Below are 21,969 nucleotides of genomic sequence, written 5' to 3'. Positions count from 1 at the left end.
AACGGCTCGATGAGCGACCACAGTTCATCCGACACGATCCACGGCCGCGACTGACGTTTCCCCACGGCCAGACCAACGACCATCCGAACCGAAAGTCACATGATCAACAGCTTCTGTTAGGACCTCTTAAGAGCGACGGAGCCCACGCGCCAACTACTGCGCGCAGGCCGGGTTGGGCCGGATACGGCCGGAGATCCCGTTCGTGTGCCGATCGCTACCGACCTGGCGGCTGCTCGACCAGCTAGGAAGAGTGGCACGCCCACCTGCCGGCGGACCGTGCCCGGGTTCCCGGCCTGGCCTGGCCTGGCCTTCAGGCCGGCGAGGTCCTCCGCCGCGTCCCCGACCCCGCCGGCCTCCGTTTCGCTCAATGCCCCGAGAGCGCCTGGCGGAAGACCTGCGCCGATCGCGGGTTCTGTTGGCACTGCCACACGCCGTGCGGGCAGTAGTCGGTGATGCTGTGGTAGAGCGGCTTGTGCTCGGCGATCCACGCCAGCATGCGCCGCATGTAGTCGGGATTGTCGCCGTGCCGGAACAGTCCCCACTCCGGGTATGAGATCGGCTTGCCGTGGGCCTTCGCGAAATCGACGTGCGCCTGGAGCCCGTACGGCTGGTTGACGTGATCGTCGAAGGTGCGTCCCGGCGCCTGGTCGTAGGTGTCCATCCCGATGATGTCGACCACGTCGTCACCTGGGTAGCACTCCGTCCAGCCGACCGCGTCGGTACCCCGGTTCGGCGCGAAGTCGAAGGCGAAACGCTGGCCGTCCACCGAACGCATGGCGGTCACGATCCGCCGCCAGTACACCTTCCAGTTCTCCGGGTCGGGGCCGCAGCGGTGGGTGTAGGTGGTGCCGTTCATCTCCCAGCCGAGCACGATCACCGTGTCCGGCACCCCCGCCTGGACCAACTGTTCGGCCAGCCGTCTGAAATGATGGTCGAACTCCCCCTGCGCGCCCGCCCTGATCAGGTCGGCGACCTCATCGTCGGGCACACCGGCCTCGTTACGCTCCTGCATGGGCACGTTCAGCACGAACAGCCGGTCGGCCTTGGCTTGGCGCCACCGCGCCCAGCTGCCCAGGAAATCCGGGGAGGACTCGATGTTCGACCACACGTCTCCCGGCAGGTAGGTGTGCCCGACCCGCAGTTCGGTGCCACTCAGCCAGCGAGAGAGCTCCTCCATCCGCTGCACGCCGGGCGGCCCGTAATGGAGATAGGCCCCCATCGTGACCCTGGTCCCGGAGCCTCCCTCGGAGTCGGTCTCCGGCAGCCAGGCGAGGGCCGCCCAGGTAGCCAGCAAGCCCGCCGTGACCGCGGCTATACAGGTGCCGGCCAACCTACGACGTGGTCGATTGGCCATGGCGTCTCCCCAACTCTCGCTCTGAATTGATGTTCGGAAGGAGACGTCCGATACGTACTCCCAGGCGGACAGCCTCCGCAGACTCGCCCCCCCGTCGCCCTCAGCCCTCCACTGTGAACCGTCTGCGCGGGCCCATGGACCGGACGCGGCAGGCATCACCCCAACGAGCGACCATGCCCTCGCAGCCACCCTCGGTGACTGCTGACAGATGCCTTGGCGCTCAGGGTCGGATCCGACGGCGCGCGAGTGCGACCCGGAGGCCGCCGAGCGCTGGACCTGGCTGGCCATCGCCGCACACACCTGGCTCCGCCTCGCCCGCCCGCTCCCCCTCGCCCTGCGAAGGCCGCCCTGGGAAAAGACGGGCCGACCCGAACAAGCCAGCGGTGGACCGTCGAGGTTCCACACCTCCTCCAGGGAACCGGTGCCGGCCCAACCCGCCTATCGGGCCCGACCCGCAGAACGGACGAACGCTCGTTTGAATCACTGGGACGCTGGCCGCTGGCCCTGCCGCCGGATGCGGACATCCGCCTCCGGGCGGTGGTGGCTGGGCCCATTCCGCGCCGACGCGGCGCCGCTCGTCGCGTTCCTCGACCGCACCGAGACCTGTTTGTTCCGCTCGGGCCGGAGCCGAACCGGCGACTGTGAGCTTAACCTCGACGAGGCGCTCGGCAGTCCTGGCCGAGTCGAAGCAGAACGAGCAGAACGCCGGCTGCCCCCGGCGGCACAACACCCAACCCCGCAACCTGACCAGCCGGCCCCGCCCGACGGCCCCTTCCTTCGGCGGCAGCATTCAGCGCTTGCGCCGTCGGCCCCGGCCGCCGCGGACCGGCCCGGAAGCCGGCCGGGCGACCGGGGAGCCCGGCCTGTCGGCGGAAACGACCAGCGCGGCCAGTGCCGTGGTCAGAGGGACCGAGGCCACCAGGCCGATCGAGCCCACGAGGGTCCGTACGATCTCCACCGCCACCAGCTCGCTGTTGGCCACCGAACCCATACTGCTGTTCGCGATCGAGAAAAGCAGGAGTAGCGGTAGTGCGGCGCCCGCGTAGGCCAGTACCAAGGTGTTGACCACCGAGGCGATGTGGTCGCGGCCGATCCTGATCGCCGCCCGGTACAGGGCTCGCCGCCCCATCGCCGCGTCTGCCTGGTGGAGTTCCCAGACCGCCGAAGTCTGGGTGACCGTCACATCGTCGAGCACGCCCAGCGATCCGATGATGATGCCCGCGAGCAGCAGACCACTCATGTCGATCTCCGGGTACAGCCCGTGGATCAGGCCGGTGTTGTCGTCGGTGTTGCCGCTGAGGAACGCCCAGTCGATGAACACCGAGCCCAGCAGCCCGATCAGCAGCAGCGAGACGAGCGTGCCGAGGACGGCGACCGAGGTGCGCGCGGTCAGTCCGTGGCACATGTACAGCGCGATGAGCATGATGGCGCTCGCGCCGACGATCGCGACGAGCAGCGGGTTCGAGCCCTGGAGGATGGCCGGGAGGATGAAGAGGGTCAGCACACCGAAGCTGATGACCAGGGCGATCAGCGCGAACAGCCCGCGCATCCGGCCGACGACGACCACGGCGACGGCGAAGATGCCGGCCAGCACCGCAAGCGGGAGCTTGCGGTTCACGTCGATCACGGAGTACTGGAGATCACTGGGTGCGTCCGGCGCGTACGCCACCACCACCCCCTGGCCGTCCTCCAACTGCCGTGGCGCGCCCGGCTGGACGATCTCGACGAAGGTCCGGCCCTTGTCCGGTCCGGTGCCGACCTCGACGGTGGCCTTCTTGCACTCACCCGTCTGCGCGGCCTGGGCCTCGCGGCCCGAGGGAGTGGACGTGTCACCGGTCGGCGGTACCTGCGCGGCGTTCACGGATTTGCAGTCGACGCGTTCGAGCGAGACGACCGTCCCCTGCTGGGTCTGCCGGTCGAAGCCCACCCCGGTCCGCTCGTGGGCGGGAGCGCCGCCCGGCCAGAGCACCACCATGCCGACGAAGACGGCGGCCGCGAAGGGGATCAGTACGGCCGCGATGACCTTGCGCAGGTGCTTCGAGACGGGAGCCGCCGGGCCGTGGCCGTGGGAGTGGCTGGAGGCGGGCTCGGGCCCTGGGTGCCCGCGGCCGGTATGACCAGGGGGCTCGGTCGGCTCGATGGGGGGCTGCGGCGAGGGCGTCACCAGCAGATCATCGCAAAAGATGAGGGGGCCCACCGTTGAGCACTCCACGGATAACGCTGGCGTGGAGGCTACTTTCAAGCCGGGTAATAGCGTTCTCGCAGGTCACACGGGAGTCGGCATCTATGCGATTCGTGTACCGACCAGGGCTCCGGGTGCGGCCGGCTGCAGGGTGAGGATGGGGGCCGAGGCGCCGTGTCCGCCGCCAGAAGGGGTAGTAGTCACGGCGCTGGATGCGCCGCAGTTCGGCCCGGAGCCTGGTCAGCGCGCGCCGCCGTTCGGCGTCGTCTCCCTGCCGGGCGGCTTCGGCTCGGGCGAGGACCTGCTGATACTCGGCGGCCCGGGCCTGCGTCATGGCCTCGACGAGCTGCTGTTCGTGGCCCGCGGCGGCCGGGTGGGCGATCCACACGGTGGCACTTCCGCCGAAGTCGGTCACCTCCTCGGCGGTCCACTCCAGCTGTTCGCGGGTTGAGCGGGTCGAGGTCAGCGGGTGGTACGGCGATGAGCATGCTGTGTCGGATGTCCTCCATCATCCGCTGAGCGGGCGCGGGGTGGCCCCGGCGGAAGCAGAGCCCCGGCTGCTGCGCTGGGCTGCTCCGGGGCCCCGCTACAGGGGGCGGCCGGGCCCCGCTGGAGGAGTTTTCGCTGGCCGTGCCGGGCGTTAGGGATGCGTAAGAAATTTCGGGAGTCGGGAGTCGGCAAGAAGCGCTGCGGTGTCCTCCGGGCACGATGCATGGGGGCGTTGGAACGGTTCGCTGGCCGGTGCTTTGCCCGTAATTACGTGGCTTGTTGGGGCTGGAGATGGAGCCGGGGTGGTGGGCGTGGTGCGCTGAGCACAAGGGCAGGGCGGGCAATAAGGCTGGTTTGTCCGGTGCGGGTGCGCCTCGGCGGCAGGCTCATACTCGGTGATCGTCGCGGCTTTGAACTGGTGGCCGTGTGGTGCGCTGGACAGGCAGGGAAGGGTTGATGGGGGATATGAGGAACGCGGATCACGCGGGTATGCCGGAGGTGGTGGACAGCCCTGTAGCGCGCGTTGAGCCGTCCGGCGGGCTGGCGCGGTGGTTGCTGCGGCACCAGGTGCAGCCGGTGGGGCCGGCGGCGGGTGAGGGCCATGCCAAGCCTCACGCGTGGTGGAAGGTGATGTGCCTGACTGGCGTCGACTACTTCTCCAGCCTCGCCTACGTGCCTGCGATCGCGGCTCTGGCCGCAGGGGCGGTCTCGCCGCTGGCGACGCTGCTGATCGTGGCGCTGACGCTGCTGGGGATGCTGCCGATGTACCGGCGGGTGGCGAAGGAGAGCCCGCACGGCGCCGGTTCGGTGGCGATGCTGGAGGACCTGCTGCCGTTCTGGCGGGGCAAGCTGTTCGTGCTGATCCTGCTCGGCTTCGTCGCCACCTCGTGGATCATCACGATCACCCTCTCCACCGCGGACGCCTCCGTCCACGTGGTGGAGAACCCCTTCTTCCCCGCCGTCCTGCACGGCCACGAGGTCGCGCTCACCGTCGCGCTGCTGCTGGTCCTGGGCGGGGTGTTCCTGCTCGGGTTCAGCGAGGCGGTCAGCGTGGCCATCCCCCTGGTCGCCATCTTCCTCGTGCTGAACGCGGTCGTCATCGGCATCGGCCTGACCCACGTCTTCACCACGCCGGGGGCCTGGTCGGCGTGGACCGACGCCCTCGCCGCGGGCGGAGGAGGCTTCGGTGACCTGGTGGGTCCGGCGCTGTTGGCCTTCCCGCTGCTGGTGCTGGGCTTGTCGGGCTTCGAGACCGGCGTGAGCATGATGCCGCTCGTCGCAGCAGAGGGCGCCGACGCTGAGCAGCGGCTGCGTTCGCGGATCCGCAACACCCGCAGGCTGCTGACCACCGCCGCGCTCATCATGAGCGTCTATTTGCTGTCGGCGAGTTTCGTCACCACGCTCCTCATCCCGCACGAGCTGTTCGAGCCGGGGGGCGCCGCCAACGGCCGCGCGCTGGCGTGGCTGGCCCACGAGCATGTGGGAGAGGCGTTCGGGACTGTCTACGACATCAGCACCATTCTGATCCTGTGGTTCGCCGGCGCCTCCGCTATGGCCGGGCTGGTCAACATCGTGCCGCGCTATCTGCCCGACTACGGCATGGCCCCTGAATGGGGACGCGCTGTGCGCCCCGTCGTGATCGTCTACACCGCCCTGTGCATCCTCATCACGATCGCCTTCGACGCCGACGTCGACGACCAGGCCGGCGCCTACGCCACCGGCATCCTCGCGATGATGGTCTCCGGCGCCTTCGCCGTCACCGTCTCCGTCGCACGCCACCGCCGACGCGCAACCACCGTCGGCTTCGCCCTGCTCACAGCCGTCCTGCTCTACGCCCTGGTCGCGAACATCATCGACAAGCCCGACGGCATCGTCATCTCCGGCTTCTTCATCGCCGGGATCATCGTCGTGTCGCTGATCTCCCGGGTCTCGCGCACCACCGAACTGCGCGCCGACCGCATCGTCTTCGACGAGGCCGCCCGCCGGTTCATCGACGACACCCTCGCCCACGACAACGCCATCAACCTCATCGCCAACCGCCGCCAGGCCGGCGACGTCGCCGAGTACAGCGACAAGGAACGCGAACAGCGCGGCGTCAACCCGGTCCCCGGCCGCGCCGACGTCATCTTCCTCGAGATCGACGTGATCGACCCCTCGGACTTCAGCGACACCCTCACCGTCCACGGAGCCGAAGTCGACGGCTACCGCATCCTGCGCGCGGCCGCGCCGGCCGCGCCGAACGCCATCGCCGCCATCCTGCTGGCCCTGCGCGACGCAACCGGCGTCCAGCCGCACTGCTACTTCGCCTGGGCCGAGGGCAGCCCGCTGGTCCACATGGTCCGCTACTTCCTCCTCGGCCGCGGCGACACCGCCCCGGTCACACGCGAGATCATCCGCAGCCACGAACCCGACCCCGCCCGCCGCCCCGGCATCCACGTCGGAGGCTGACCACCGCACCCGCACGCGGCCACCCCAAGGTTGCCGGGGCGCGGAGACCGAAAGGCATGCCAGACCATGACCTCCACGCCGGACCGCCACATGCGGATCAGGATCATCGTCCTCACCCTCGGCGCGACCGCCATGATCACAGCAGGACTGGCCACCGAATGGTGGTGGCTGCTCGGCTTCGGCGTGTGGACCGTGATCGTGGCGTTCCTGACAGAGATGATCTACCGCCCTTAAGGCGGTGACGCCCGCACTCTCCGGCCCCGTATCAGCCTGGCGTCAATTCCCCCACCCCAAGGAAAGGCTCACCCCATGACTCGGGTGCTCGTGGTGGAGGGCGACCCTCAACTCCTCCGCGCGCTGAAAATCAACCTCCAGGCCCGGAAGTTCGAGTGTCAGGAAGCCAGCACCGGAGCCGACGCGCTGCGGTCCGCCGCTGCACGCACACCCGATGTCATCCTGCTGGACCTTGGTCTGCCGGACATGGACGGCATCGATGTGATCAAGAGCATCCGACGCTGGAGCCAAGTCCCCATCCTGGCCCTGTCCGCCCGGCGCACCTCGCAGGAGAAGGTCCGTGCCCTGGACGCGGGCGCGGACGACTACGTGACGAAACCGTTCAGCATGGACGAGCTGCTCGCCCGGCTCCGCGCCGCCACCCGCAAGGAGGCGATGCCCCACGCCGCGGACCGGTCCCCAGTGGTCATCACCCAAGACTTCACCATCGACCTTGCCGAGAAGAAGGTCCGGCGCGCTGAGCACAGTGTTCGGCTGACCCCCACCGAGTGGCACCTGCTGGAGATCCTCGTCAGCCACCCCGGCCACCTGGTCAGCCAGCGCAAACTGCTTCTGGAGGTCTGGGGGCCGGCATACGCCGACAACGCCAACTACCTGCGGGCCTACATGGCAAAGCTCCGGCGCAAACTAGAGGCAAACCCCTCCCATCCCAGATACCTGATCAACGAGCCGGGCATGGGATACCGCTTCGAACCCTGACCGTCGCCGCCCGACGGTCACGCAATTCCCCAGGTCCTCGGGCTGCCACCTCGCCGACGCGTGTCAGCAGCGCCGGTGCCCAGTCCAGGTCCAGCACGCCGTACCGCCGGTGGATCCAGTGCGGATCGCGCCGCCCGCACCGGGGGTTGATCCGCGGTGGGCATGGACGATCGAGCGGGCCCCGGGGCCGGGCGGCGTGGCTGCACGAGCACGGCTGCGGAAGAGCAGCCGCCGACGGGCCGGAGCTCTCCCTCGGCGAGGCGGTCACCGCCTACGCGCGGCCCGGTTGCGCCGCTGGTAGCTAGGCGCGGGCTGGTGCGAGGTGTGCGGTGTCGTTGAGGGCGGCGAGAACCCAGCGTTCGTTGCCGTAGCGGTCGCGGTGGCGTTCGAAGCGGGTGAGGGAGGCGTGGTCGGTGCCGAAGCCGATCACGGGACTCGCGTCGGCGGGGATCTTCAGCAGCAGGTGGCAGGCGGCGTGGACGGTTTCCCCATGGCCGGCCAGGAGGAGGCTGCGGCCCCGGTGCCGGCTGAGGAACTCGGCGAGGTGGGTGGTGGCCCGTCCCAGGTAGGCGGTCCAGGTTTCCGAGCCGGTGGCATAGGGCTGGTCGGGGTGCGTGTCGGGGGCGCCGCGGAAGGCGTCTTCGACGTCCCGCCACAGCCGTCCGTCGGCGTCGCCGTGGCGGGGGCCGTCCAGGCCTGGGTCAATCCGGAGGGGTAGGCCGAGGGCGTCGGCGAGAGCGGCGCCGGTTTCCCGGACTCGGCGGCGGGGACTGGCGTGGACGGCGTCGAAGACCGCTCCGCTGTTGCGTTGTTCGGCGGCGAGGCGTGCGGCCAGCAGGGCTGCCTGGTGGTGTCCGGTTTCGGTGAGCCCGGTGCAGGTTCGGGGGCCGCCGACGCGGCCTTCGACGTTGCACCGGGCTTGGCCGTGGCGGGCGATGACCAGCCGTGCCGTGATGTTCGCGGGGCCGGCTGTCACAGGGTGGCGGCGAGTTTGTCGGCGGTGCGCAGGGTGAGGGCGGCGAGGGTGAGGGTGGGGTTGGCGGTGCTGCCGGTGGGGAAGACGGAGGAGCCGACGACCCAGAGGTTGGGGTGGGCGTGGGAGAGGCCGTCGGGGTTGACGACGGATGTGGCGCGGTCGGTGCCCATGCGGGTGGTGCCCATGGGGTGTCCGGCGCCGTTGTACTTCAGCGTCGGCTGGAGCGGTTCGACTTCCTCGGCCCCGGCGGTGTGTTCGAGATGTTCCCAGATGCGGCGTGCGACGGAGTGCCCGTAGGCGAGGGCGCGCTTGGAGTAGTCGTCGATCTTGAAGGCGATTTTGGGGCGGGGTACGTCGAGTCCGTCGCGCTGGTCGGAGAGGGTGACGCGGTTGGCCGGGTCGGGGAGTTGCTCGGTGGAGAAGCCGATCCGCATCATGCGGGTGACGCGCTCGGCGAGCCGGTGCTGCAGGTCGTCGCCGTAGTGCTTGAGCCGCTTGGCGGCCGGGTCCCACATGAGCTTGTCGAGGGCGGCGGCGGGGGATTCGAAGCGGCCCCAGCCGTCGTTGCCGATGGTCATGCGGAAGGCACCGGTGGTGCGCCGCCAGTCGCCGTCGCGGAAGGTTTCGATGCTGAGGGTCGACTGGGGGCCGCGGAAGGGGAAGACGGGCTGTCCGAAGAGGCCGACGACTTCCTCGGCGAGGTGGTCCATGAGGTTGCGGCCGACCTGGTCGCTGCGGTTGTCCAGGCCGGAGAGCAGCCACAGCTTCGGCGTCTCGATCGCGTTGAGGGCCAGGACCACGTGGGCGCCGTTGACCTGCTGCTCGGGGCGGTCGGTGGTGGTCCAGTCACGGAAGACCACCGCGGGAGAGGCGTTGCCGGGGCGCGGGACGAGCCGGGTGACGGTGCAGCCGGTGCGCACTTCGACGTCGAGCTCGTCACGGGCCCGCAGGATGTGGACGGAGGCGTCGTACTTCGCGCCGGAGGGGCAGACGGGGATGCAGCTGGAGTTGCCCTGGCAGGCGGGCCGGCCCTGGTAGTCGCGGGAGTTGCGGGCCTGCGGGGTGGTCACGACGGTGATGGGCACCTCGTCGATCTCTTCCAGGGAGGCCAGCGCGGTCCGCACGAGTTCGTCGCCGTAGCTGGCGACGATTCCGGGCATCGGGAAGTCGGTGCTGCGGGGGGTGGCGGTCTCCCATTCGGCGCGGTGGCCGGAGACGCCGAGTTCGTTTTCGGCCTGGGCGTAGAAGGGTTCGAGGTCGTTGTAGGTGAGGGGCCAGTCCACTGCGACGCCGAAGCGGGTCTTCATCTGGAAGTCGCTGGGCAGGAAGCGGGGGCTGTTGCCGCGCCAGGCCCAGGTGCTGCCGCCGACCATGCGCTGGAACCCGCTCTTGTACAGGTCCGGCCCGGTCTCCACGTAGTAGCGGTTCATCGCGACCGGGTCGCCGACGCCGTCCGAGGAAGGCGCGTAGCCGTCCTTGTTGTTGCGCAGGGCGGCGTAGGGGGAGGGGACGTTCTTGGCCGCGGAGAGCTGGTAGGCGTCGACGAACGCCGCGCGCTGGCCGTCGTCCAAGCCGTTGTCGCCGGCGTCCAGGAGCAGCACGCGGGCCTGGGGCTTGGCTTCCTTGATGCGGCAGGCGGCGAGCGCGCCGGCCACCCCGGCGCCGACGATGACGACGTCGTAGGAGGTGGTGTCCATACGGGTGTGTCCTCGTTTCAGGGGTGCTGGGCCCAGTAGCCGTAGCCGCCGGGTACCGGCGCGGCGGAAAGCGGGTGCGCCCGGATGACCTGCCAGATCAGCGCGTCGCGGTAGCGGGCCGGTGTCCCTGGCCCGGCTTGGGTGTTGTCGGGGCGGGTGAACTGGGCGCTGTACCAGATCGCGAGGGTCTCGCGGGCGATACGGGCAAGCTCCGGGTCGGCGTTGACCGCGGCGAACAGCGCCGCTGCGGGATCGTTCTCGGCGGAGACGGTGCGGTAGGTGTCGATCAGGCGGGCGACCGCGGCCGGGTAGTGGGTTTCGAGACGGGTCCGGTGGGCGTCGGCGGTGGCCTGGTCCAGGGGCGTCTGGCCGGTCAGGAGTTCGGACAGGGCGCGGAAGTCCGCGGCGTGGGTCATGGGGTTCGGCTCCTTCTCAGTTCTGCATGAAGACCAGGTCCTCCGGTGGGCGGGTCATCTTCACGGTGGTGCCCGAGACCTCGACGACCTCGTCGAGGCCGGTGGTGAGCTGCCCGGTTGGCACGACCAGGAAGTTGTCGGCCTCCTGGTCCAGGTAGCCGCGGAAGCCGGCGAGGTCCGTGTCGCCGAGGCTGAAGTACTCCACCAGCCGGCGGAACAGCTTGGGCCACAGGACCATGTCCTCGGCCACCGGACCGGCGTCCGTGATCGAGTCCAGCCCTGTGACCGTGGCCCCCGAAAGGGTCTTGTCCGCGGCCCACACGCCCTTGCCCGCCGCCTTCGCCCGGTGGGCCGCAACGGTCAGGTCGTTGCGCAGCCCGTGGAACAGACTCCGGTAGTACAAGGGGTAGACCAGGCCCTCGTCGATCAGGTGGTAGTTCAGGGTGCTCTGCAGCAGCGCACTGTCGACGAAGACGTGCGTGCCGCTGGCAGCCGGGTGCGAGCCCCGCCCGGCGAAGGCGATGCAGCGGTTACTGGGGTCCGCGCCCCGGGTGAAGATGAAACCGGGCACGCTCGCCGGCGTCGTGGACGCCACCTTCCCGTCCGCACCCCACGCCACGCTGGTGAACCCCACCCACCTCAGCAGCTCCTCCCGGGCCGTCGCCGGCAGCGGGGCGGGCTGGGCGACCTCGGAGCCCGTCCGGCCGAAATGGGTCTCCAGGGCGTCGATGCCCTCAAGGCGGAGCCTCCCGCGGCCGGCCCCGTTGCGCTTGACCCGGTAGGGCCCGCAGACGTAGTCCCACTCCTCGGTTTTGTCGGGCCGGAACGCGATGGTGTCCCCGTCCGGCTGGGTCTCCACGATCTCGTACGAACCCTTGATCAACAGCATGGCCATGACGGCACGGCTCCCCTTACGCTGCAACAGACCTGTCGTTGCTCAATGTGACGATAGGGGGAAGTGTTGCTACTTTGCGTCACGTGCGCGTGGAAACGGCACCGGCGCGGCCGAACGGCCGATCAGGGTGCCAGGCCGCGACCGCTGCCCGTTCCGCGGCAACACCTCCGTCCGCCCACCGCTGGCTGGCTCGAATGCTCCGCCGCGGACATGGCCTCAAGGACGCCCTGGCCGACGAGCCCCGCGTCTCCCCCGTTCCGCACGGCACTGCATCTGTCGCCCAGCACGGCGAGCGCTCCTGGGGTGTTGTCAGTGGCGGCTGAAAGGATCACCGGATGTCCTACTCTGCCGCTGCCATCACCGCCTACTGGAACGCTGCTGCCCCGGACTTCGACAGCGAGCCCGACCACGGCCTCAAGGCCGCGGACACGCGCGCCGCATGGGCGAAGCTCCTCACTGCCTGGCTGCCCTCCGCCCCGGCCGACGTGCTGGACGTAGGTTGCGGTACCGGGTCGCTCTCCGAGCTGATCGCCGCGGCCGGGCACCGAGTGACCGGGGTGGACCCGGCGCCGCGGATGGTGGAGCTGGCCCGGGCCAAGCTGGTGGCCGTCGGCCTTCCGGGCCGGTTCCTGGTCGGCGACGCCGCGGTGCCGCCCACGCGCCATGAGAAGTTCGACGTCCTGCTCTCCCGCCACCTGGTGTGGACCTTGCCCGGTCCGCAGGCTGCCCTGACCGAGTGGGTGTCCCGGATCCGCCGCGGCGGCCTCCTCGTACTCGTCGAGGGCCGCTGGCGCGAGGCCGGGCAGAGCGGAGTGCCGTACGTCGCCGGCGCCGACGAACTGCCCTGGCACCGGGGCATCGCCGCTGACGACCTTGCCGACGCGGTACGCCCGCTCGTGGCCGACCTGCGCATCGAACCCCTCAGCGCCGATCCCGCTCTGTGGGGCGGCCCGGTGACTGACGAACGATACGCCCTGATCGCACAGGTCTGACCGCTCGGGCAGCTGCCGCAACAGCTCTGCCCTGCGGCCGCCGTGAGAGAGGGGGGCGGCTGTCGTGCCCGGCGGCTTGGCGCAGGAATCAGGCAGGTTCGCGGCCCAGCTCCGCGGCGCGCCGGTAATACTCGTAGAGGCCGTCGAAGAGGAGGTTGGCGACGGCCATGGTACGGATGTCGTCGCCGGTCATGGACAGGCCCCGCAGGACCACGTCGAGGCCGGCGGCTTCGGGGGCATCGAAGCGTTCGTCGTCGATGTCGGCTTCGTGGACGATCTGCGCGATGCGCCGCAGGACGGGGTCGCCGGTGAGCTGGTGGACGCGCAGGATGGTCTCGAAGCTGCAGTCGCCGTGGTGGTGGCCGAGTTCGGCGCCGCGCATGTCGAAGGGAGTCGCGTCGGCGGGGACCTGGGCGGGGTCGGTGACGAAGACGAACTCGGCTGCGGGGTCGATGAAGCGGCCGATCAGCCAGGCGCAGGCGGCGCGGTCGATGTGGATGCCGGCGCGGGTGGCCCACTTCATGGGGTGCTCTCTTCCGTGGTGTTGGCGGGGTGCAGGGCGTTGACGGCCTGCTCGGCGGTGTCCCGGTCGGGCGGGGGGAAGTAGTCGCGGCGCTGGATGCGGCGCAGTTCGGCGCGCAGTTTGGTCAGCGCGCGCCGCCGTTCGGCGTCGTCTCCCTGCCGGGCGGCTTCGGCTCGGGCGAGAACCTGCTGATACTCGGCGGCCCGGGCCCGCGTCATGGCCTCGACGAGGTGCTGCTCGTGGCCGGCGGCGGCCGGGTGGGCGATCCACACGGTGGCAGTCCCGCCGAAGTCGGTCACTTCCTCGGCGCTCCACTCCAACTGTTCGCGGGTGCGGGCGTCGGCGGGCAGTGCGACGAGGCCGTCGCTGATCTGCGCGACGCCCAGGCGCTTGAGCTTGCGCCACACGGTGATCCGCGGGGTGGAGGGCTCCCGGGGCAGGCGGTAGGAGAGCAGAACCCACTCCAGCTCGGCGGACGGGCCGCTCACGCGATGTGTCCTGGGCGGCCTGCTCTGGTGGCGTCCGAAGGCTGCAACGAGTTGTTCATGTCCATCCCCCGGGATCTGTCTTCCACCGGCCTGAGTCGTGGTGTAACCATGGTTACACAGCACTGGGCGGGGTGGGGGAGCGCGGTCGCGCACGCCGAATCCGTCCGACCGCGGCCGCGTGCAACGGCCTGATCAGGACGAAAGGGAGTGCCGGTGACCGCCACCGCCCAGCCCCCCAGCCCCCGGGCCCGAGCCGACCGCGCCGCCGGTGGTGATGTGATCCCGCTGCGGCAGGCGACCCGGGCCTGGTTCGCGATCTCTTGGCAGACCTTCGGTGGTCCGGCCGGGCAGATCGCGGTGATGCAGCGGGCGCTGGTGGAGGACAAGCGGTGGATCGGCCAGCAGCGGTTCAACCACGCCCTGAGCTACTGCATGCTCCTGCCGGGACCGGAGGCCCAGCAGCTGGCGATCTACACGGGGTGGCTTCTCAACGGCACCCGTGGTGGGCTGATCGCCGGCACGCTCTTCGTTCTGCCCGGTGTCCTCGCGCTGCTCGCGTTGTCCGCGCTGTATGTCGCCTTCGGGTCGACGGCGGCGGTTACCGGCGTGTTCGCCGGCCTGGCGCCCGCGGTGGTCGCCATCGTCGTGCAGGCTGTCTCCCGGGTCGCCAAGCGCTCCCTGACCCACCCGCTCCTGATCGCCCTGGCGGCAGCGTCCTTCGCGGCGCTGGCCCTGTTCTCCGTACCGTTCCCGGCGGTCATCGCCGCCGCCGCTCTCGCCGGATGGCTCATCGGCCGCTACAGGCCCGACGCACTCAAGCCGACGGGCGGGCATAGGGCCGATGACGGGCCACCGCCGCTGATTCCCGATGACGCCCTCCACCACGAGCAGCCCGGCCGCCGGCGTACCTGGCGCATCCTCACCGCCGGCCTGCTGCTGTGGGCCGTCCCGGTGGCCGCCGTCGCCGTCCTGACCGGGACGGGAAGCGTGTTCACCACCCAAGGGCTGTTCTTCTCCGGCACCGCGCTGGTCACCTTCGGCGGCGCCTACGCGGTCCTGGCCTTCGTCGCCCAGCAAGCGGTGCAGACCTACGGCTGGCTCAGCGCCAAGGAGATGGTCAGCGGCCTGGCCCTCGCCGAGACGACCCCCGGTCCGCTGATCATGGTGGTGCAGTTCGTCGCGTTCCTCGGCGCCTACCGCGACCCCGGCAGCCTCGACCCGTGGGCCGCGGCCCTGCTCGGCGCACTGCTCACCACCTGGGTCACCTTCGTGCCGTGCTTCCTGTTCATCTTCCTCGGCGCCCCCTACATCGAGCGCCTGCGCGGCAACCGCAGGATCTCCGCCGCCCTGACCGGCATCACCGCCGCCGTCGTCGGCGTCATCGCGAACCTCGCCCTGTACTTCGCCGAACACGCCCTCTTCACAGACGTGGACGCCAAGAGCTTCGGCCCCCTGCATATCGCCCTGCCCGACCTGACCACACTGCGCCCCGCCGCCCTCGCGATCACCGTGCTCGCGGCGCTGCTGATCTTCAAGCTCCGCTGGAGCGTCCTGCGGACCCTCGGCGTCTGTGCCACCCTCGGACTGGGCGCAGCCGTGGCAGGCCTTCCCGGCATCTGAGCCGTGGGCCGCGGATACGCGCGGCTACGCGTCGGCGGAGATCGCGGCGGCGTGCGGGGTGTCGCGCAGGCCCATGCGCAGGTGCTCGACGTGGAAGAGGGCCTGGTCCAGGAGCTGGGCGACGTGGTGGTCGTAGAGGGTGTAGACGATCGAGCGCCCCTGCCTCTCGCCGGCCACCAGGCCGAGGTTGCGCAGCAGGCGCAGCTGGTGGGAGCAGGCGGAGGGTTCCATCTCGACGGCTTCGGCGAGTGCGGCCACCGCGCAGGGGCCTTCCTGGAGGCGGGCGAGGATCCGCAGCCGGGAGGGGGTGGCCAGGGCCTGGAGGGTGGCGGCGACGTCGGCGGTCCCCACGGCGTCGAGGCGTTCGCGGGTGGTGGCGCGGTGTCCGCCGTCGGTTTCGTGGCCCATGCCGCCCATCTTACCGATAACACATGAAGACCTGTTCATATGTTCTTGTATGGTGGTGGTGTCGCACAGAGGCCGCCGAGGTCCTGCGCTCGGCCGTCCCGTCGTCTCCCGGAAGGCGCTTTTGCCGTGAGCACCCACCACGAACACGATCACCACCACGGCTCTGCCGCCGGGCATCGCGACGGCCATGACCACAAACACGGCGGTACGGGTTCGCGGTGGTCGCGTCTGCGGCATCACGTCGCGCATCTGGTGGCCCCGCACAGTCACGAGGCAGCCGACAAGGTCGACTCCGCGATGGAGACCTCCAAGGAGGGCATGCGCACCCTGTGGCTGTCGCTGGTCATCCTGGGCCTGACCACCGTCGTCCAGTCGGCGGTGGTCGCCCTGTCGGGATCCGTGGCGCTGCTCGGCGACACCATCCACAACGCCGCCGACGCGCTGACCGCCGTTCCGCTGGGTATTGCGTTCGTGCTGGGGCGGCGGGCGGCGAACCGCCGCTACACCTACGGCTACGGCCGCGCCGAGGACCTCGCCGGGGTCGCCATCGTGCTGACCATCGCCGCGTCCTCCGCTCTGGCCGCCTACACGGCCATCGACCGGCTGCTGAACCCGCGGGAGGTCACCCACCTGTGGGCGGTGGCGGCCGCCGCGCTCGTCGGGTTCATCGGCAACGAATGGGTGGCCCGCTACCGGATCCGCACCGGCCGCAAAATCGGCTCGGCCGCACTGGTCGCCGACGGACTGCACGCCCGCACCGACGGCTTCACCTCGCTCGCCGTGCTGTTCGGCGCGGGCGGCGCGGCCATCGGCTGGAAGTACGCCGACCCCATCGTCGGCCTGCTCATCACCCTCGCGATCCTCGCCGTGCTGCGCGGCGCGGCCCGGGAGGTCTACCGGCGGCTGATGGACTCCGTCGACCCTGCACTGGTCGACAAAGCCGAACACGCCCTGCGCGGCGTGGACGGCGTCCGCGGTCTGGGGCAGGTGCGGATGCGATGGATCGGACACGCCCTGCGCGCGGAGGCCGACATCGTCGTCGATCCCCAGCTGACGGTGGTGCAGGCCCACGAGCTCGCCGTCGCGGCGGAGCACGCGCTGATCCACGCGGTGCCCCGGCTCACCGCCGCGACCGTCCACACCGACCACACCCACAGCGCTGGCCAGCACGCCGTGCTCGCGCATCACGGGGCGGGCTGACCCCACCCGAGAACCGCGAACGGCCCGGCCCCGTGACCGTGATGGTCGACGGGGCCGCCGTACGCCGGAGGGCCGCAATCCGCAGGCGGGCCGGTTCGCCGAACCAGCCGAAGGTTGTCGACCTCTACACCCTCTAACCATGTCGCCACATTGGTGCGGCGCAGGCCCTCGGTACCGTCACGGGGCCACCACAACCGCACTAGAGGAGACACCCGCTCGTGGACCTGGGCATCATCGGGCAGGCGGTCGGGCTGTTCGCTGTCACCAACATCGACGACATTCTGATCCTGGCGCTGTTCTTCGCCCAGGGCGCGGGGCACCGCGGCTCCACCCGCCGGATCGTGCTGGGCCAGTACCTGGGCTTCGCCGCGATCCTCGTTGTCGCGGCCGCCGCGTTCGGCGCCACGTTCCTGCCCGAGTCCGCCATCCCTACCTCGGTCTGCTGCCGCTCGCGCTGGGCCTCAAGGCCGCCTGGCAGGCGTGGAAAGACCACCGCAACGCCGACAGGAGCGAGGAGGAGACACAGGCCAAGGAGGGCGGGCCAAGTCCGCTGGAGGTCGCCGCGCTCACCTTCGCCAACGGCGGCGACAACATCGGTGTCTACGTGCCCGTCTTCGCCACCGCCGGCGTCGGTGGGATGAGCGTGTACGCGCTCGTGTTCCTCGTGCTGTGGCGGTGTGGTGCTTCGCGGGCCGCTTCTTCGCCACCCGGCCGGTCATCGCCAAGGTCCTCGCCAGCTGGGGCCACATCCTGCTGCCCCTGGTCCTGATCGGTATCGGCCTGCTCATCCTCATCGAGGGCGGCGCTTTCGGCCTGTGAGACCCGCTGAATCGTGAGAGGGCCTGCGGTGTCTTCCCCTGAAGATGGGGGCGTGCCGTAGCGGGCACAGGCCGCGACCAGCGAGGATGCCTGCTGTGGCCACCAAGAACGACCTCACTCCCCTGCGTTCGGCGCACCAGACGCCTCTGGTGTTCGGTGCGGGAGCGGCCATCGGCGTTCTCGGCGGGATGATCGGCTTGGGAGGCGCAGAGTTCCGCCTGCCGCTGCTGATCAGCCTGTTCGGGTTCGCCGCGCTCTCGGCGGTCATCTTGAACAAGGCGATGAGTCTGGTCGTGGTCCTGGTCGCGCTGCCTGCCCGCCTGGCAGCTGTCCCGGCCTCGGAGGTGGCCGCCCACTGGCCTGTCGCGGTCAACCTACTGGCCGGGAGCCTGCTGGGCGCGTGGGCCGGAGCGTCCTGGGCGGTGCGCATGCGCAGCTCCACCCTGTACAAGGTGCTGGCTGCTCTGATGGTCCTCATGGCCGCAGCCCTGCTGCTCACGCACACGACCGCCCTGGGAACGCTCGCCCTGCCGCTGTGGGCTCAGGTGCCCTGCGGGGTCGTTGCCGGGTTCGGCATCGGGGTGGTCGCGGCGATCATGGGGGTGGCCGGGGGCGAGTTGCTGATCCCGACGATCGTGCTGCTGTTCGCGGTGGACATCAAGACCGCGGGAAGCCTCTCGCTGCTGGTGTCGCTGCCGACCATGCTCGTGGCCTTCGCCCGTTACAGCCGCGACGGAAGCTTCGCCGTGCTCGGCGCCAACGTCCGCTTCACCCTGACCATGGCAGCAGGCTCGATCGCCGGCGCGGTCCTGGGTGGCCTGCTCCTGGGCGTGTTCTCGGATGTGGTCCTGATTCCTGCGCTGGCGGTGATGCTGCTCGTGTCCGCGGTCAAACTCGCCCGCCACACCTGAGCGCGCGCAGGCGAGCTCACCAGGTTGCATCCGGTACCCAGGTACAGGTTTACCGTCGGAGGTGCCCCCCACCACCGGGGACGCCGAGCGGCTGACCTCGCTGTCGACCGCGCCGTCGTCCGCTGCACCGCGAAGCCCAGGCGGTTGTGCGCTCGCCGCTTGCCCTCGATCAGCTCGCGGTCCGCGTCGTCCAGGAAGAAGAACCGCTCCAGCTCCGTACGGTACGGCGCCCACGGTTTTCGTTCCGATGTTCCTCACCCACATCCCGCACGCACTCGACGGCTGATGCCCTGCGCAGACTGGCTCCGCACGACGCTCGGGCTCGCCGCCGCCCCTCTGGCGACTGCCATGTGACACACCCGCCCGGCCCCCTCGACATCTTGTGCTTCGTCCATATCCGGTAACGTCAACTTTATGCGCACAGAAGACCACAAAGGGCTACTCGCCCTGGTAGTTGCGCTGCTTGCCGCCTTGTTCTGCACCGTCGCTGGGTCGCCCACTCACGTCCACCACGCGCCACACGCCGCCGTCTCAGCGCACCACGAGGCCGACCACGGCCATGCCCCGGGCGAAGCTCCTGCGCATCTGCCGGGCGACGACCACTGCTCCCGGCAGCAGTCCTCCTTCAGCACCCCGGGGCCCGGCCGTCTCGCCTCCCACGCCCTCACCGCGGACCAGACGGCCGGGTCGGCAGATGCCGCCGGGCATTCCTCCCAGCGTGCCGCGAGCGACCCCCCATGGCGGGATGGCTCCCCCGGACAGTCCCGCCTGTGCCTCTGGCGCATCTAGAAGAACGCCCCCGGACCGAGCAGTCGGTCCCACGCCCCTGCCCGCCCTGTCCTGCCGAGGGCCGGGAGCGTGCCGCTGCCGTACGGCGTTCTTCTCGCACCAGAAAGCAGACACGATGCACCACCCTTCCACCGGCCTGCTCTCCAGCCGCGCCGGCCGCTCCCTCGCGGCCGCAGTCGGCAACACACCCGTCGTCTGGATCTCCGATCCGCTCACCCCGCCCGGACGCGGCTTCTGGGCCAAACTCGAAGGCCTCAACCCCGGCGGGATCAAGGACCGCCCCGCGCTGCACATGGTCGACCGGGCCCGTGCCCGCGGTGATCTGCTCCCCGGCGACGAGATCATCGAGTCCAGCAGCGGCACCCTCGGGCTGGGGCTCGCCCTGGCCGGGAAGATCCACCGCCACCCGGTCACCATCGTCACCGACCCGGGCCTCGAACCGGACATGCACCGCCTCCTGTCCGCCCAAGGCGCTCACGTCGACCTCGTCACCACCGCGCACCCCGTCGGGGGCTGGCAGGAAGCCCGGCGCCTGCGCGTACGCGAACTCCTCGCCCAGCGGCCCGGCGCCTGGTGCCCCGACCAGTACGCCAACCCCGACAACACCGCCGCCTACGCCCCCCTCGCCCGGGAACTCACCACCCAGCTCGGCCGGATCGACGTCCTGGTCGTCAGCGTCGGCACCGGGGGCCACTCCGCCGGCATCAGCCGTGTCCTGCGCACCCGCTTCCCGCGCCTGAAGGTCATCGGCGTGGACGCCACCGGCTCGACCATCTTCGGACAACCCGCCCGGCCCCGGCTCATGCGCGGCCTCGGCAGCAGCATCCATCCCCGCAACGTCGCCTACGGCCAGTTCGCCGAGGTCCACTGGGTGGCACCGGGCGAGGCCGTCTGGATGTGCCGCCACCTCGCCGGCTCCCACTACGTCTGCGGCGGCTGGAGCGTCGGAGCAGTCGCCCTCGTCGCGAGCTGGGCCGCCCGCACCCACCACGCGGGCACCCGCATCGCAGCCGTCTTCCCCGACGGCCCCCACCGGTACCTGGCCACCGTCTACAACGACGACTACTGCCGCGACCACGACCTCCTCGACTCTCCCCCGGCCGCCGAACCCGAGGAGATCAGCCACCCCGGCGAACGCGAAGCCGTGCGCTGGACCCGCTGCCGCCGCGTCGCACCGCCCGCACCGCAGGCCGGCAGATGACCACCGGACTCCTCACCCAGGTCCGCTCCTACGACCGCAGCGTCCAGCTCCTGCTGCTCAACCAGTTCACGATCAACCTGGGCTTCTACATGCTGATGCCCTACCTCGCCCAGCACCTGTCCGGGAAGCTCGCCCTGACCGGCTGGCTGGTCGGCCTGATCCTGGGCATGCGCAACTTCAGCCAGCAGGGCATGTTCCTGCTCGGCGGCAGCCTGGCCGACCGATTCGGGTACAAGCCTTTGATCGTGGCCGGCTGCACCCTGCGCACCGTCGGCTTCGCCGCCCTCGCCGTGGTCGACTCCGTTCCCGGCCTGCTGGCCGCCTCCGCCGCCACCGGATTCGCCGGAGCCCTCTTCAACCCGGCGGTGCGCGCCTACCTCGCCCGCGACGCGGGTGAACGGCGCGTCGAAGCCTTCGCCCTGTTCAACGTCTTCTACCAGGCGGGCATCCTGGCCGGACCCCTCGTCGGACTCGCCCTGACCCGCATCGACTTCCGCCTGACCTGCCTCGTCTCCGCCGCCGTCTTCGCCGTGCTCACCCTCATCCAGCTCAAAGCCCTGCCCCAGGCCCGCGGCGCGGACACGCAGGCCAAGGAGAGCATCGTCCGGCAGTGGCGGCAGGTCGTAGCCAACCGGCCCTTCCTGCTCTTCGCCGCCGCGATGAGCAGCTCCTACGTCCTGTCCTTCCAGGTCTACCTCGCACTGCCCATGGCCCTCGGGGCCGCGGCCCCCGACGAGCGCACCGCCGAGATGGGAACGAGCGCACTGTTCGCGGTGTCGGGCATGGCCACGATTCTTGGCCAGACCCGCATCACGGCCTGGTGCAAGCAGCGGTGGACACCCCATCAGGCGATCGGCGTCGGGCTTCTCCTGATGGGCGCAGCGTTCCTGCCGCTCCTGACGCCTGTACCTGCGTCAGGATTCGGCAGGGTGGTCGGTGCGGTGGCGCCCGCCCTGGTGTGCGGGCTGCTGCTGGCCGTCGCCACGATGATCGTCTACCCCTTCGAGATGGACACCATCGTCGCGCTCTCAGGAGACCGGCTCGTCGCCACTCACTACGGCTTCTACAACACCTTGTGCGGCATCGGCATCACCATCGGCAACCTCCTCACCGGCGCCGCCCTCGACGCAGCCCACCAGGCCGGCACTCCAGCCCTTCCCTGGCTGGCACTGTCTGCTCTCGGAGCGGCCAGCGCCCTGGCCATCCGCCTCCTCAGCCGCCGCGGCCACCTGGGCGCGATCCCTGAAGCGAAAGACCAGGCCACGGCCGGCCGGCGGTAATCAACGGTGAAGGGGAGCCCACCGGACCGGCGAGCCCTCTTCGAAGGCGTGCCCGGCATGACCGCCATGAGCGCACCCGGCGCCCCCTCGCCGCCGTCACCTACGCCGACTCCACCGTCACTGGCGTCGTCACCAGGGAAGACCTCCTCGAGGAACTCGTCGGCACAGCCCACTACGCCCGGCCCTGAGCCGGCCCCACAGCGCGATGGCCGGCACCCGAACGTGGGTGCCGGCCATCGGCGTACCGGACTGCGCCTCCTCAGCCGACCAAGCCGGGCACCCGGAGGC

The 21,969-nt window shown here is 70.4% G+C and carries 20 protein-coding genes and 3 pseudogenes; 12 read left to right on the top strand and 11 right to left on the bottom strand.

All coding sequences use genetic code 11. The annotated features are described in order from the left end of the window. Positions 1–373: 373 nt before the first annotated feature. Together ACWGIF_RS29650 and ACWGIF_RS29645 are read right to left on the bottom strand one after the other, a co-directional pair. Positions 374–1,354, bottom strand: a pseudogene (locus ACWGIF_RS29650) (glycoside hydrolase family 26 protein); the annotation flags it as partial. A gap of 790 nt (positions 1,355–2,144) precedes the next feature. Then, a complete protein-coding gene (locus tag ACWGIF_RS29645) occupies positions 2,145–3,518 on the bottom strand; it encodes a YibE/F family protein (RefSeq protein ID WP_453502062.1) in 1,374 nt (457 codons plus the stop codon). 175 nt (positions 3,519–3,693) lie between these two features. Here ACWGIF_RS29645 and ACWGIF_RS29640 point away from each other — a divergent pair, with 175 nt between their 5' ends. From ACWGIF_RS29640 to ACWGIF_RS29625, 4 genes are all read left to right on the top strand, one after another. Then, positions 3,694–3,987 carry a hypothetical protein gene (locus tag ACWGIF_RS29640; protein WP_453502061.1) on the top strand — a complete coding sequence of 98 codons (294 nt, stop codon included), beginning with the start codon at positions 3,694–3,696 and terminating at the stop codon, positions 3,985–3,987. A 527-nt stretch (positions 3,988–4,514) separates the two neighbouring features. Continuing rightward, positions 4,515–6,473, top strand: coding sequence for an amino acid transporter (locus tag ACWGIF_RS29635; RefSeq protein WP_453502064.1), 1,959 nt, complete (start codon positions 4,515–4,517; stop codon positions 6,471–6,473). A 66-nt stretch (positions 6,474–6,539) separates the two neighbouring features. After that, complete coding sequence (locus tag ACWGIF_RS29630; RefSeq protein WP_453502059.1) at positions 6,540–6,707, top strand: hypothetical protein; 168 nt, start codon at positions 6,540–6,542, stop codon at positions 6,705–6,707. Positions 6,708–6,782: 75 nt separating this feature from the next. Next, on the top strand, positions 6,783–7,466 hold the full coding sequence (locus ACWGIF_RS29625) for a response regulator (RefSeq protein WP_453502057.1): 684 nt from the start codon (positions 6,783–6,785) through the stop codon (positions 7,464–7,466). A gap of 301 nt (positions 7,467–7,767) precedes the next feature. Here ACWGIF_RS29625 and ACWGIF_RS29620 read toward each other — a convergent pair whose 3' ends face one another. The 4 genes from ACWGIF_RS29620 to ACWGIF_RS29605 are packed head-to-tail and all read right to left on the bottom strand — an operon-like array spanning position 7,768 to position 11,450. Continuing rightward, on the bottom strand, positions 7,768–8,442 hold the full coding sequence (locus ACWGIF_RS29620) for a histidine phosphatase family protein (protein ID WP_453502055.1): 675 nt from the start codon (positions 8,440–8,442) through the stop codon (positions 7,768–7,770). Next, complete coding sequence (locus ACWGIF_RS29615; protein WP_453502053.1) at positions 8,439–10,139, bottom strand: GMC family oxidoreductase; 1,701 nt, start codon at positions 10,137–10,139, stop codon at positions 8,439–8,441. Before ACWGIF_RS29615 ends, ACWGIF_RS29620 begins: the two co-directional genes overlap by 4 nt. 17 nt (positions 10,140–10,156) lie before the next feature. Then, positions 10,157–10,555 (bottom strand): sugar dehydrogenase complex small subunit, encoded by a 399-nt coding sequence (locus ACWGIF_RS29610; RefSeq protein WP_453502051.1) that lies wholly within the window; start codon positions 10,553–10,555, stop codon positions 10,157–10,159. Between the two features lie 16 nt (positions 10,556–10,571). Further along, the gene (locus ACWGIF_RS29605; protein ID WP_453502049.1) at positions 10,572–11,450 is read right to left on the bottom strand and encodes a thermonuclease family protein; all 879 of its coding nucleotides are present in this window, start codon (positions 11,448–11,450) and stop codon (positions 10,572–10,574) included. Between the two features lie 335 nt (positions 11,451–11,785). Between ACWGIF_RS29605 and ACWGIF_RS29600 the strand changes: the two genes are divergently transcribed. Continuing rightward, a complete protein-coding gene (locus ACWGIF_RS29600; RefSeq protein ID WP_453502047.1) occupies positions 11,786–12,442 on the top strand; it encodes a class I SAM-dependent methyltransferase in 657 nt (218 codons plus the stop codon). Between the two features lie 88 nt (positions 12,443–12,530). Here ACWGIF_RS29600 and ACWGIF_RS29595 read toward each other — a convergent pair whose 3' ends face one another. Together ACWGIF_RS29595 and ACWGIF_RS29590 are read right to left on the bottom strand one after the other, a co-directional pair. Continuing rightward, a complete protein-coding gene (locus ACWGIF_RS29595) occupies positions 12,531–12,965 on the bottom strand; it encodes a chromate resistance protein ChrB domain-containing protein (protein ID WP_453502046.1) in 435 nt (144 codons plus the stop codon). After that, positions 12,962–13,453, bottom strand: a complete 492-nt coding sequence (locus ACWGIF_RS29590; protein ID WP_453502044.1) for a Chromate resistance protein ChrB — start codon at positions 13,451–13,453, stop codon at positions 12,962–12,964. Before ACWGIF_RS29590 ends, ACWGIF_RS29595 begins: the two co-directional genes overlap by 4 nt. Before the next feature lie 213 nt (positions 13,454–13,666). On the opposite strand from ACWGIF_RS29590, the gene chrA reads away from it, so the two are divergent. Further along, the gene (chrA, locus tag ACWGIF_RS29585; protein ID WP_453502042.1) at positions 13,667–15,073 is read left to right on the top strand and encodes a chromate efflux transporter; all 1,407 of its coding nucleotides are present in this window, start codon (positions 13,667–13,669) and stop codon (positions 15,071–15,073) included. 24 nt (positions 15,074–15,097) lie between these two features. Here the strand turns inward: chrA and ACWGIF_RS29580 are convergent, their stop codons facing one another. After that, on the bottom strand, positions 15,098–15,481 hold the full coding sequence (locus ACWGIF_RS29580; RefSeq protein WP_453502041.1) for an ArsR/SmtB family transcription factor: 384 nt from the start codon (positions 15,479–15,481) through the stop codon (positions 15,098–15,100). Between the two features lie 126 nt (positions 15,482–15,607). On the opposite strand from ACWGIF_RS29580, the gene ACWGIF_RS29575 reads away from it, so the two are divergent. The 4 genes and pseudogenes from ACWGIF_RS29575 to ACWGIF_RS29560 all read left to right on the top strand — a co-directional run bounded on the left by ACWGIF_RS29575 (position 15,608) and on the right by ACWGIF_RS29560 (position 18,411). Next, a complete protein-coding gene (locus ACWGIF_RS29575; RefSeq protein WP_453502040.1) occupies positions 15,608–16,681 on the top strand; it encodes a cation diffusion facilitator family transporter in 1,074 nt (357 codons plus the stop codon). 139 nt (positions 16,682–16,820) lie between these two features. Then, positions 16,821–17,288, top strand: a pseudogene (locus ACWGIF_RS29570) (hypothetical protein); the annotation flags it as partial. A 62-nt stretch (positions 17,289–17,350) separates the two neighbouring features. Further along, on the top strand, positions 17,351–17,500 hold the full coding sequence (locus tag ACWGIF_RS29565) for a hypothetical protein (RefSeq protein ID WP_453502065.1): 150 nt from the start codon (positions 17,351–17,353) through the stop codon (positions 17,498–17,500). Positions 17,501–17,595: 95 nt separating this feature from the next. Then, a complete protein-coding gene (locus ACWGIF_RS29560; protein WP_453502039.1) occupies positions 17,596–18,411 on the top strand; it encodes a sulfite exporter TauE/SafE family protein in 816 nt (271 codons plus the stop codon). A gap of 107 nt (positions 18,412–18,518) precedes the next feature. Here the strand turns inward: ACWGIF_RS29560 and ACWGIF_RS29555 are convergent. Both ACWGIF_RS29555 and ACWGIF_RS29550 read right to left on the bottom strand, forming a co-directional pair. After that, positions 18,519–18,638, bottom strand: a pseudogene (locus tag ACWGIF_RS29555) (DUF4158 domain-containing protein); the annotation flags it as partial. A gap of 304 nt (positions 18,639–18,942) precedes the next feature. After that, positions 18,943–19,119 carry a hypothetical protein gene (locus ACWGIF_RS29550; RefSeq protein WP_453502037.1) on the bottom strand — a complete coding sequence of 59 codons (177 nt, stop codon included), beginning with the start codon at positions 19,117–19,119 and terminating at the stop codon, positions 18,943–18,945. 196 nt (positions 19,120–19,315) lie between these two features. On the opposite strand from ACWGIF_RS29550, the gene ACWGIF_RS29545 reads away from it, so the two are divergent. After that, positions 19,316–20,401 (top strand): PLP-dependent cysteine synthase family protein, encoded by a 1,086-nt coding sequence (locus ACWGIF_RS29545; protein WP_453502035.1) that lies wholly within the window; start codon positions 19,316–19,318, stop codon positions 20,399–20,401. Next, positions 20,398–21,681: an MDR family MFS transporter gene (locus tag ACWGIF_RS29540; RefSeq protein ID WP_453502034.1), complete on the top strand. Its 1,284-nt coding sequence runs from the start codon at positions 20,398–20,400 to the stop codon at positions 21,679–21,681. The genes ACWGIF_RS29545 and ACWGIF_RS29540 overlap by 4 nt, the downstream gene beginning before the upstream one ends. The last annotated feature ends 288 nt before the right edge of the window (positions 21,682–21,969 follow it).

This window comes from Streptomyces sp. NPDC054849, from assembly GCF_053610945.1.
This window is presented reverse-complemented; position numbering and strand designations above follow the sequence as displayed.